8 protein-coding genes are annotated in these 11,731 nt (G+C 73.2%); 5 read left to right on the top strand and 3 right to left on the bottom strand.

The window, feature by feature from the left end; all coding sequences use genetic code 11:
* Positions 1-141: 141 nt before the first annotated feature.
* Positions 142-279: a hypothetical protein gene (locus K7C98_RS18845; protein ID WP_224193074.1), complete on the bottom strand. Its 138-nt coding sequence runs from the start codon at positions 277-279 to the stop codon at positions 142-144.
* A gap of 57 nt (positions 280-336) precedes the next feature.
* On the opposite strand from K7C98_RS18845, the gene K7C98_RS18840 reads away from it, so the two are divergent.
* Positions 337-1,701 carry a TolC family protein gene (locus K7C98_RS18840; RefSeq protein ID WP_224193073.1) on the top strand — a complete coding sequence of 455 codons (1,365 nt, stop codon included), beginning with the start codon at positions 337-339 and terminating at the stop codon, positions 1,699-1,701.
* Positions 1,702-1,778: 77 nt separating this feature from the next.
* On the opposite strand, the gene K7C98_RS18835 is transcribed toward K7C98_RS18840, so the two are convergent.
* Together K7C98_RS18835 and K7C98_RS18830 are read right to left on the bottom strand one after the other, a co-directional pair.
* Positions 1,779-3,296, bottom strand: coding sequence for a protein kinase domain-containing protein (locus tag K7C98_RS18835; RefSeq protein ID WP_224193072.1), 1,518 nt, complete (start codon positions 3,294-3,296; stop codon positions 1,779-1,781).
* A gap of 2 nt (positions 3,297-3,298) precedes the next feature.
* Positions 3,299-4,828, bottom strand: coding sequence for a sigma 54-interacting transcriptional regulator (locus tag K7C98_RS18830; protein WP_224193071.1), 1,530 nt, complete (start codon positions 4,826-4,828; stop codon positions 3,299-3,301).
* 121 nt (positions 4,829-4,949) lie between these two features.
* On the opposite strand from K7C98_RS18830, the gene K7C98_RS18825 reads away from it, so the two are divergent.
* The 4 genes from K7C98_RS18825 (at position 4,950) to K7C98_RS18810 (ending at position 11,522) form a co-directional block, all read left to right on the top strand.
* Positions 4,950-6,605 (top strand): hypothetical protein, encoded by a 1,656-nt coding sequence (locus K7C98_RS18825; RefSeq protein ID WP_224193070.1) that lies wholly within the window; start codon positions 4,950-4,952, stop codon positions 6,603-6,605.
* Between the two features lie 277 nt (positions 6,606-6,882).
* Positions 6,883-7,788 carry a branched-chain amino acid transaminase gene (locus K7C98_RS18820; protein ID WP_224193069.1) on the top strand — a complete coding sequence of 302 codons (906 nt, stop codon included), beginning with the start codon at positions 6,883-6,885 and terminating at the stop codon, positions 7,786-7,788.
* Positions 7,789-7,798: 10 nt separating this feature from the next.
* A complete protein-coding gene (locus K7C98_RS18815) occupies positions 7,799-10,546 on the top strand; it encodes an MMPL family transporter (RefSeq protein ID WP_224193068.1) in 2,748 nt (915 codons plus the stop codon).
* A gap of 205 nt (positions 10,547-10,751) precedes the next feature.
* The gene (locus K7C98_RS18810; protein ID WP_224193067.1) at positions 10,752-11,522 is read left to right on the top strand and encodes an outer membrane lipoprotein-sorting protein; all 771 of its coding nucleotides are present in this window, start codon (positions 10,752-10,754) and stop codon (positions 11,520-11,522) included.
* Positions 11,523-11,731 lie beyond the last annotated feature (209 nt).

The raw sequence follows: 11,731 nt of genomic DNA, 5'->3' as shown, positions 1-11,731 counted from the left end.
AGGCCCGCGCGCGCCGCCACGTACGAGCCCGCCCCCGCGAGCGCGCTGCCGCCGCCCGGGCGACGCCGCGTCCACCATCGCCGACCCGCGACGACACGAAGATGGTCGAAGAGACAGCCGACGACGGCCTCGACGCGAGCGTCACTTCTTCGTGGCGCCAATTGCGAGGACTTCATCGGCGGCCTCCTCGACGATCCGATCGCCTACGATGAATTCGCCGAGGGGCCCGGTTGCTTCGAGCAGCCGCTCGAGCCATGAAGCAAGGGCGGATTCGCCCATGAAGACCGCCGCATCCCGCGGGCGCCGGGGCCATCCCGGGGTACAACGGTGACGTCGATGTCGCCTCTCGCCTCGCTCCGTGCGCTCTCGGTGGTGCTGTACTTCGGGACAGGTGCGGCGATCGCCGCGGACGGGCCGCCGGTGACCCGGGCGCAGCCGCCGGCCCGCGAGGCGCCGTCGCTGCAGCGGCCGGAGCCGCGCGAGCTGGCCCCGGCGCCGCTGCGCCCGGGGCCGGTGCAGCGCTGGGCGGTCGAGCAGGTGATCCGCACGGTCGAGGCGAACCACCCGCGCATGACGGCGCTGAAGGCCCAGCGCCCGGTGCTCGACGCCAGGGTGCTGACGGCGCGCTCGTCGATCCCGAACCCGTCGCTGCTCTCGGACAACGGCACCGCCGAGTACACCTACCGGCTCGGGCTGACGCAGACGCTCGAGCTCGGCGGCAAGCGGCGGCGCCGGGTCGACGTCGCCGGCTCGCAGCTCGCGGTCCACGACGCCGAGCTGCGGATCCTCGCGGCGACGCTGCGGGCCGAGGCCCGGCGCACGTACATGGAGGCGTTCTTCGCCCAGGAGCGCGAGGCCCAGTTCATCGAGCTGATCCGCAGCATCGACGAGCTGCTCGGCCAGGCCGAGGCGCTGCCCGGCGACATCCCGCGCGCCGACGTGCTCGAGGCCAGCACGACGCGCCTGCGCGCCCGCCAGGCGCTCGAGCAGGCCAAGTTCGAGCACCTCCAGGCCGACATCCGCCTCAACAGCCTGCTCGGCAACCCGCCGAGCGTCGAGCTCGAGCTGACGTCGCCGGCCCGCGACCGCCCGCCGAAGTGGCTCGACGTCGGCAACGACGACTGGCGCAACGAGTTCGTGACGGCCTACGACCACCTGATCGTCGAGGCGCTGCGCCAGCGCCCGGAGCTGGCGCGGCTGAAGAGCGCGCGCGAGGTGGTGAGCCAGGAGGAGCGGCTGGCCCGCGCCAACCGGGCCCCGGACATGACGGTGTCGGCCGGGCCCGACCTCGTGCCCGGCGGCAAGCCGACGTGGGGCGCGTTCTTCATGGTGTCGCTGCAGGTGCCGATCTTCAACCGCCAGCAGGGCCCGCTCGCCGAGGCCCGCGCGAGCCGCGAGCAGCTCGAGCAGGAGGGCGCGGCGCTGGCCCACGAGATCGCCAGGCAACTGGCCGACGCGGTCGCCCTGGCGTCGTTCCAGCAGTCGCAGGTGCGCCTCTACGAGGGCGAGCTGCTGCCCAACGCCGACGCGGTCTACGAGGACGCGCGCCAGGCGTTCCTCGCCAACCAGTCGCCGTTCCTGGTCGCCGTGCGCGCGCAGGAGGCCCGCGTGCTGGTCTACCTGGCCTACTATCGCGCGCTCGCGGCCTACCACGTGGCCCTCGCGGGGGTCGAGCAGGCGCTCGGGTTCCCGGTGATCTGACATCGGGACATGCCCTTTCAGATATGTCGATATGAGCATGTCTTCGGAAGCATGGCTCCGGGAGCATGTCCATCCGGTCAGCTGGACTCGGTGCGCTCGTCGTCGAGGGTCTCGGCCACGCCGAAGGCGGCGGCGCGGGTGATCCGGACAGCGAGGACGGGGTCGGCCTCGACCTCGGCGACGATCTCGCGCAGGGCGACCACCAGCTCGTCGGCCCGCGGGCGCGCCTCGGGGTCCTTGGCGAGGGTGCGGTCGATCAGCTCCGACAGCGAGCGCGGCAGGCCGGGGTCGACGTCGTGGAGCGGGCGCGGTTGGTGCGTCATGTGCTGCGTGACGGCCTCCCACGGGGTGCCGCCGCGCAGGCCGAGCGGCGAGACGCCGACGACGAGCTCGTAGAGGAGCACGCCGAGGCTGTAGACGTCGGAGCGGCCGTCGTACTTGGCGCCGGTCAGCCGCTCGGGGGCGATGTAGCGCGGGGTGCCGAGCACGTGGCCGGTGCCGGTCAGCTCGACCGAGGCGTCGTCGGACACGCCGCGCACGAACTTGGCGATGCCGAAGTCGAGGACCTTGAGCACCTCGCCGCCGGCCTCGTCGCGGTGGAGGAACAGGTTCTCGGGCTTGATGTCGCGGTGGAGGATGCCGTCGGCGTGGGCGGCCTGCAGCACCTCGGCGACGATGAGGGCGATGGCGAGGACGCGACCCAGGCGCGGCGGAGGGCCGCGGCGGCGAGCGTCGGCGAGGGTCTCGCCGGTGAGCAGCTCCATGACGAGGTAGGGGATCCCGCTGCGCGCGACGCCGAAGTCGAGGACGACGGCGGCGTTGGGGTGGCGGATCCGCCACTCGCCCTCGCGGCCGAAGCGGGCCAGCTGGGCGCTGGTGATGACGCCGCCCGAGGGCCGGAAGACCTTGATCGCGACCGGGCGCCCGGTCGCGAGCTCGCTGCCGCGGTAGACGACGCTGAAGCCGCCGGTGCCGATCCGCTCGTGGAGGGCGTAGCGGCCGTCGATCTCGCTGCCGGGCAGGGCCTCGACCACGGCCGAGAACAGCTGGGCGATCTGCCGATTGGAGCGCAGCAGCTCGTTGTGCGAGCGCTCGAGCTCGGTGTTCTTGCGCGCGAGCTCCTCGATGTACCGCCGCAGCTGCTGCTCGCCCTGCTTGCGCTCGGAGATGTCGCGCACGATCGCGGTGAAGTAGCGGGCGTCGCCGTGCCGCCAGGTCGAGAGCGACAGCTCGATCGGGAAGCGGGCGCCGCCGGCCCGCAGGCCCTCGAGCTCGACGGTGCGGCCGACGACCCGGTAGGTCCCGGTGTCGCGGGCGCGCACGAGGCCGGCCCGGTGGGCGTCGCGGAAGCCGGCGGGGATGATCTCGGCGATGTCGGCCCCGAGCATCTCCGCCGCGCTGCGGCCGAAGATCCGCTCGGCGCTGCGGTTCCACTGGGTGACGACGCCGCCGGCGTCGATGGTGACGATGGCGTCGATCGCGGTGGCGGCGACCGCCTCGAACAGCGCGGCCGAGCGGGCGTCCCGCTCGGACCGCAGCGCGGCGAGCTCGCGCCGGAGGTCGGCGAGCGCGTCGGTGTCGTCGCCGTCCTGCATCGTCAGGCGCCTCCGCGGCCGCGCACGGTGAGGTTGTAGCGCCGCACGAGGCGGGTGAGGACGTGCCGGCTCGACAGCCCGAGCTCGCGCCAGGCCGGCTCCTGGCGGCCCTCGTGGCGGTCGAGGCAGGCCTGGATGACGGCGGGCGGGATCGTCAGCGGGTCGAGCTCGGGGCGCGCGACGACCGGCTGTCTCGCAGGGCCTGTCTCGTGGGGAATGTCCGTAGGGTTATGTCTCGGAGGACCTGTGTCGAAGAGCATGTCCTCGGGGACCTGTACGTTGGGGTCGCCGGGCTGGACGTCGACGGTGTCGCCGGTCGAGGCGCGCATGGCCTGCCACAGCAGCGACTCGAGCTCGCGGACGTGGGTGGTGAAGCGGTGCGCGGCCAGCTGCTCGACGAGGCGCCACGACAGGCGAGGCGGGCGCGCGGGGTCGCCCTCGGGGAAGAACCTGCGCGCGAGCAGGGGGTCGGCGCGGGCCAGGCGGCGCAGGATGTGGCGGGCGAGCAGGGGGATGTCGGCGCGGCGATCGCCGAGGCCGGCCAGCTCGAGCCGCAGCGGCATGCGGGCCAGGACGTCCTCCTTGAGGGCCTGCGGCGGGCGGTTGGTGGCGGCGATCAGGCGGAAGTCGGCGCGGCGGGCCGCGGCCTCGCCGAGGCGGGTGTACTCGCCGCCGTCGAGGACGCGCAGCAAGTGGGTCTGCATGGCCTGCGGCAGCTCGGCGAACTCGTCGAGGAAGAGCGTGCCGCCGTCGGCCTCGCCGACGAGGCCGGGCCGCTCGGGCGTGCCGGTGTTGGGGAAGTTGCGGGCGTTGCCGAACAGCTCGGCGTCGATCAGGGTCTCGGGGAAGGTGGCGGCGTTGCGGGCGACCAGGGCCCGTCGGGCGCGCGCGCTCCGGCGGTGGATGGCCTGGGCGACCAGCTCCTTGCCGGTGCCGCTGGGCCCGCGCACGAGCACGTGGGCGTTGCGGCCGGCGACGAAGGCGACGCTGGCCCGCAAGGCCCAGGTCTCCGGGTCCTCGCCGACGATGCCGTCGGGGTCGGCCTCGCCGAAGGCGTGCAGCGCCAGCGGCGGGTCGAGCGGGGGCAGGGCGGCCGGTCGTTGCACGCACATGAACACGGCCACGCGCGCGAGCACGACCACGTCGCCGGGCGCGAGCGAGACGCGCTGGACCTCCTGCCCGCGCAGCAGCAACGGCGAGCGGCCGAGGTTCTCGAGGTGCAAGACGCCGGACCCGAGCTCGACCGCGAGCTGGGTGCGAGACAGCCGCGGCGACCGCAGCGGGCCGGTGAGCGTGACGAGGCCGGGCCGCTGGCGGGCCCAGTCGAGGCGCGGGTGCGGATCGCCGGGGCCGGCCTCGGCGCGGCCGAGCAGATAGGTGGCTCCGGGCACCGCGTCGGGCGCGAGCGCGACCTCGCCGACCCGCTCCGGCTCGTCGGCCGACCAGAGGATGACGAGCCCCAGGCGATTCCCGAGCGCGGTGCCGCCAGAGCGCAGCTGAACGCTCGCCTCGAACGTCTCGGTGACCTCCACGGCGCCGCATGGTACACGCACCGGGAGGGCGAGATAAGCCGTCCACCGCCGTTCTGGGGCGTGCGCCCGGTCGCCCGGCGAAGCCGGCCGAAAGCTGGCACACTCTCGCGCGATGGGAGACGTGCGGGCTGTCGTTGCGGACAGTTGGACGGTCGCGGTCGCGCTGGCGCTGGCCGTCGGCGGATTGCCGCACAGCGCCGGCGCCGAGCCGACGCCGGGCGCCGAGCCGACGATCGAGGAGAGTCTGGCCCAGGTGGTCGCGGAGGTGGAGGCGGAGGCGCAGATGGAGCTGCCGGCCGAGCTGGTCGCTCCGCCGGTGCCGGCGCTGGCCGAGGCGCGGCAGATGGAGGCAGATCTGCGGTTCGCCGAGGCGGCCAGGATCTACGAGGCGCAGTGGCAGGCGACCGCGGACGCGCGGTTCCTCTACCACGCCGCCGTCGCGCACGCGCGGGCGGGGCACCACGCGGTCGCGCGCCGGCTGCACGAGCAGTGCCTGACGACGATGCAAGGCCGCGGGGCGCCGTCGCAGCTGGCGAAGCGGTGGCTCGAGCTGGCGATCCTGCGCGAGGCGCTGGCGACGAAGCGGGTGTACCTCACGCTGGTGGAGTCGCTGCCCGGCGGACTGACGGCGGTCCCCCCGGGGACGCTGGCGACGGCCCGCACGGTGCTGCGCAAGCTCGGGGCGGCGGGCGAAGCTGTCCCCGGAGACAGCTTCGAGATCCGCGGCCGGCTGCCCGACGAGCTGCGCCTCGACCCGGGCCCGTGGTCGGTGCAGGTCGAGGTGCCCGGGTTCGTGCCGCAGGCGCTGCAGGTCGTGGTGGGCGACGACTCGCCGCCGTGGCAGGTCGTGCTGTACCGGCGCAAGATCGTCGTCGACCTGCGGTTCTCGCCCGAGCGGGCGCTCCGCGGGGCGCAGCTCGAGCTGCAGGCGGTCGACCACGCCTCGCCGTTCGCGCTGCGGCGGCCGCTGCTCGGCCCGACGACGACGGTGACGCTGACGCCCGGGGCGTGGCGGCTGCAGGTCGACGCGCGCCGCCACGTGGCCGACGTGAACCTGGCCGTCGGGACAGGTATGGGGCCGATCGACGTGACCCTCCACCGGCGCCGGCCGGTCGACGACCAGCGGCTGGTGCGCGACCGCAAGCTGGTGGTCGGGCTGCTCGGCACCTTCGCGGCCACCTATGCGACGAGCGTCGTCCTGCTGGTCCTGGCCGCCAGCGCCGACACGCGGGCGGCGAAGCGCGACGCCGCGGCCCACAAGGGCGCGGGCGTCGACCCGAAGATGCCCGGCGAGATCGAGGCGGCGGCGGCGGCGGCGATCGAGGCGACGTACCCGGCGGCGCAGTTCCACCGCGACCTCGAGTACGCCGGCGATCTGCACACCGCCGGCGCGGTGCTGGCGGGCGTCGGCCTCGGCGCGCTGCTCTCGGGGCTGCCGGCGGCGAGCCGGGCCCAGCGACGCGCGCCGGTCATCGAGCTCGGGCTCGGCGCGGCACTGCTCGCAGGCGGCGGCGGCTGGCTGGGGTACGCGCTCGGCGAGCGCGAGCGCCTGCTCGCCGATCCGGACCAGCGCGTGCTGCCGTCGCGGCTCGATCGCACCGACGGTCACCGGATCGCGGCGTCGCTGTTCACCGGGGTGGGTCTCGGCCTGGTGGTCTTCTCCGGGGTCGTGCTCGCCCGCGACGCGGCCGACCGCCGCAAACGCGCGCGCGCGATCACGGCCGCGCCGTGGGCGGCGCCGGGACTCGCGGGCTGGTCGCTCGCGGGGAGGTTCTGATCGGACGCACGCGCGCGGTCGACATCGAGATGACGCAGTCGTCACGAACGCGGCGCGCGGACTGGTGTCCGGGCCGATCCTGCGCCGACGCGGCGCCGCGCCGCGGCTTGCATGTGCAGCGAGCGCCGAGAAATGAGATGTCCGAAGAGACATGTCATTTCGGCGCCACCGTCGCGGCCCGTGAGCTGGCTCGCGCCTGCACCGGCGAGACCGCGGCGGCGAGCAGGCGGCTGCGCAGTGGCGAGCCGCGGGCGACCTCTGGCATCCTCCGCGCGGCATGATCACCTACTTCGATGGCAAGTTCGTCGACGACGCCGAGGCGGTCATCAGCGTGCGGTCGCGCGCGCTGAACTACGGCCTCGGCTGTTTCGGCGGGATCCGCGGGTACCTCGCCCCCGACGGGAAGCAGGTGAACTTGTTCCGCGTCGTCGATCACATCACCCGCCTGCAGCACTCGGCGCGGGTGCTGCACATGCGGCTGCCGGGCGCGCACGACGAGATCTGCGGCGTCGTGGCCGAGCTGCTGCGGCGCAACGACGTGCACCACGACGTGTACGTGCGCCCGCTGGTGTTGAACGGCTCGACCAAGCTGGCGCCGGTGATGCGCGAGGAGGACAGCGTGCTGGCGATCTACTGCCTGCCGCTGCAGCGCTACATGGAGAAGGACGCGATCGACGTGTGCGTGTCGTCGTGGCGGCGCGCGACCGACAACGCGATCCCGGCGCGGACCAAGGCCACGGGCCTCTACCTCAACAGCGCGCTCGCGCGGCGCGAGGCCCACGACAACGGCTACGACGAGGCGATCTTCCTGACCGAGTACGGCAAGGTCTCGGAGGGCAGCGCCGAGCACGTGTTCATCGTCCGCGACGGCGTGCTGTACTCCCCGCCGAGCACCGAGGACAACCTCGACGGCATCACCCGCCGCTCGCTGATCGCCCTGGCGACCGAGGACCTCGGGCTCAAGGTGGTCGAGCGCGTGATCGGCCGGACCGAGCTGTACGTCGCCGACGAGCTGTTCCTGTGCGGCACCGGGGCGCAGATCCAGCCGGTCCGCTCGGTCGACAAGCGCACGATCGGCAACGGCGGCATCGGCCCGATCACCGCGCGGCTGAACCAGCACTTCGACGACGTGGTGCGCGGGCGCGTCGAGGCGCGCCGCGGCTGGCTGTCCCCTGTGTGGTAGCGAGCCGGCGATGCGCGATCACCCGTTCGTCCGCGCCCGCTGGGCCGTCCTCGCCGTCGCCGCCGTCGTCGCGGCGCTGATCTTACCTGGCCTTCGGGCCATCCGCGAGGACAACGACGTGCTCGCGTTCCTGCCGCCCGACCACCCCGACGTGGTCGCGTTCCGCGAGGTCGCCAAGCGCTTCGGCGTGCTCGAGGTCGGCCTCGTCGGCCTGGGCAAGCCCGACGGCGACCTGCTGGCGCCCGAGCGCGTCGACGAGGTGCGCGAGCTCGGCCGCGAGATCGCGCGCAAGGACGGCGTGCGCATGGTGCTGTCGTTCGCCGATCTGCCCGACCCGCGCGTCACCGACGACGGGCTCGAGATCGCCGAGCTGGTGCCCGAGGCGCTGCGCGACCCGGCGGCGATCCGCGAGAAGGTGCTCGGCTCGACCGACGCCGTCGGCAGCATGATCTCGCGCGACGGCCGGGCCGCGGCGCTGATGGTGTTCCTGCTCCACCACGACGACCGGGTCGCGGCGGCCGACGCCCGGGCGGCGACGATCCGCGAGATCCGCGAGGCGCTGGCGAACGGGTGGAAGGGCGAGAGCCACCTCGGCGGCGCGCCCTTCATCGAGGACGCAGCGGCCAGCGCCAGCCGCGGCGACCTCGACAAGCTGTCGCCGATCGTGATCGCCGTGCTCGTGATCGTCTCGGCGGTGCTGCTCGGCAGCGTCGTCGCGGCGGGGATCAACCTCCTGCTGACCGGCCTGGGCGTCGGCCTGGTGCTCGGGGCCCACGGGGTGCTCGGCGAGGCGCTGACGATCGTCAGCAGCTCGATGCCGGTGCTGATGGTCGCGCTCGGTGGGGCCTTCGGCGTGCACATGCTGGCCGGCTACCAGCGCCAGCACGGCACCAGCCGCGAGCGCGCGAGCGCGACGCTGCGCGAGCTGTGGCTGCCGGTGCTGCTCAGCGGCCTGACCACGGCGGTGTCGTTCTTCGCCCTGACGATGATGCCGCAGCTGCCGATGCAGCGGTTCGGCGTGACCGCGGGCGTCGGCGTGCTGGTGCTGCTGCTGCTGGCGCTGCTGGTGCTGCCGGCGATCTTGTCTGTCCTTCCGGACAGGTTGCTGCCGCCGCGGGCGGAGCGGCCGATGCCGCTGCGGATGCGCCCGCCGATGTGGTTGCTGCTGGCGCTGGCGGTGGCCGGCGCGGGCGTGGCGTCGACGCTGCGGGCCGACGCCGACCCGACCGAGGTGTTCTCGGAGGACAGCGAGCCGATGCGCTCGAACCGGTTCTTCAACGACCACTTCGGCGGCTCGACGTACCTGCAGGTGGCCATCGAGGCCGAGCAGCGCGGCGACACCGACCGCAAGCCGCTGGCCGAGCCGACGGCGCTGCGGGAGATCCGCGACATCGCCGAGCAGGTGCGCGCGATCGAGGACGTGGTCGACGTGCGCTCGATCGTCGAGCCGCACGCGCTCCTCAACGAGGCGCTCGGCGGCCGCCGCGGCGTGCCCGAGACGCCGGGCCGCGCGTCGCGGGTGTTCGCGCTGCTGCAGGGCCACCCCGCCGTCGCGCAGCTCGTCACCGACGACACCGCCGGCGCGCTGATCCACATCAAACTGGCGCCGATGTCGGGCGACGAGCAGGTGGTCGTGGCCGACCGCGTGCGCGCGCTGCTCGACCGCCACGCCGCGGGCGGCTTCACGATCGCGCCGACCACCGAGGCCAAAGTGCGCGAGGTCCAGGTGCGCGAGGTCGGGCAGCGGCTGTCGCGGCTGCTCGGGCGGCCCGTCGACGCCGACAAGCTGCTGCACGCGTCGCCGGCGGCCGCGCCCTCGCCGGCGCTGCTGGCCGCGCTGACGGAGGTCCGCGACCGCGCGCTCGACTCCGAGGACAGCCCGGTCGAGGGCGTGCCGCGCGAGGAGATCGAGGCGATCGATCCGTCCGGCCTCGTCGCGGCGCGCGGAGCCGAGCTCGAGGCGCTGCTGCGCAGCAAGCTGCCGACCCTGGCGGCCAAGGACCCGGAGGGCATCGGCTTCGTCGCCAAGCACCTCGGGCCGTGGGCCGACGACGTGGTCGCGCGCTTCCAGGTCGAGGCCCGCTGCGCCGCGCTCGATCTGCCGCTGACGGCCCCCGCCGACGCCGCCGGTGCGACCTGCGCGTCGCTGAAGGGGGCGCTGTCGGAGCTCGACGACGACGAGTGGCGGGTGAGCGAGGGCGCCGGCCGAGGCCTGTCTTTCAGGACACGTCTCACGGGACAGCCGGTGATCGGCGCGGCGTTCGCCGAGAGCGTCACGCGCAGCCTGTTCACCTCGACGGCCGTGTCGCTGGTGGGCCTGGCGCTGACGCTGCTGCTGGCGCGGCAGATGCTCGCGCTGGTGCCGGCGCTGTGGTGCCTGTGCGTGACGATGGGGATCTTCGGCCTGCTCGGCATGCCGATCAGCGTCGGCACCAGCATGATCTCGTGCATCGCCGTCGGCGCCGGCGTCGACTTTGCGATCCACCTCAACTTCCGCGCGCGCAACTACGCGGGCGCCGACGCGGGAGCGCGGGCCGTCGACGACATCGGCGTGGTGACGCTGATCTCGGCGCTGCAGCTGGCGGCGGCGTTCCTCGTGCTGCTCGCGTCGGAGATGGCGCCGCTGCGGGACCTCGGCCTCGGCCTCGGCATCGCGCTCGTGGGCGCTGCCCTCGGCGCCTGCTGGTTCACGCCCTGGCTGGCGCGCGGCGGGGTGCGCAAAGAGGTGCGCGGCGGCGATGCAGGGGCCGCGGAGTGACTCCTGTGATCCGGATCACCGGACCGATCGGGAAAGCTGTGCACGCGTGCGGCGCCCTTCGTCTTGATCGACCAAACAAGGGTGTCGCAGCGTCGTTGCGACAGAATAGTCGCAAGGGACGGTCGTCCAACGCGCCGCGTGCGGCCGCACAGCGTGGCAGCGCGCGCCCCCTGTTCCCCCTGATACACTCCGGAGCCTCGAAGCCATGAAGTCGATCACCGTCCTCCTCGCCTCGGCCCTCGTGTTGCCCGCGACCGTTGTGGTCGCTGAGCAGGCAGCCAGCGCCGCCGAAGACGCGTTCAGCAAGGGCGCCGCGATCCTGAAGGTCGCCGACGAGCGCGCTGCGAAGTTCCCCGATCAGACCTATACGGCGTCGATGGAGATCTTCAAGAGCGGAAACCTCCGCCAGACGATGGTCTTCAAGATGTCGATGAAGGGGCTCGAGAAGCAGTTCATCAACTTCACCGCCCCTGGTGACGTCGCGGGCATGAAGATCCTCATGGAGGACCGCGACACCATCTACATGTACAGCCCCGAGTTCCAGAAGGTCCGCCGCGTCGCGGCGCACATGCAGAATCAGGGGTTCCTCGGCAGCGAGTTCACGCCCGAGGACATGGTGCTCGCCAAGCTCTCGCCGACCTTCGACGCCGAGCTCATCGGCAAGACCGGCGACGAGACCAAGCTGGTCCTCAAGCCCAAGGCCGGCCAGACCTCGTCGTTCAGCAAGCTCGAGATCTTCATCGACGCGAAGGTCGGCGGGGTCACCCGCATCCACTACTTCGACCCCTCGGGCAAGCACTCGCGCACCCAGAGCCGCGAGGCCTGGCAGCCCTTCGAGGGCACGCAGATCCCGACCAAGATCCGCATGAAGAACCTCAAGACGGGCGACGAGACCGTCATCAACCTGTCCGAGATCGACGTGAAGACCCCCGTCTCCGACGATCTGTTCTCCCGCCGCACGCTGATGCGCGGGTGATCTCGCGTGGTGTCGACCGCCGGCGTAACAGTCCTCGGGTTGCAGTGGGCGCTCTGGGCCTTCGTCCAGGCGCCCGCTCAGCGTGATTATGCGGGCCCCGAGAAGGTCGAGCCGAAGAGCAACGCGGGCAAGAGCCCGGCGAAGCCGGACACCGACCTGTCGATGGACGACGTGTTCGGCGGCGCCGCGAAGCCGGCCGCGAAGCCGAC

The sequence above is a fragment of the Nannocystis pusilla genome (assembly GCF_020073745.1).
Taxonomy (GTDB): Bacteria; Myxococcota_A; Polyangia; order Nannocystales; family Nannocystaceae; genus Nannocystis; species Nannocystis radixulma.
Note: the sequence above shows the minus strand (reverse complement) of the source record. Positions and strands in the feature narration are given on the sequence as shown.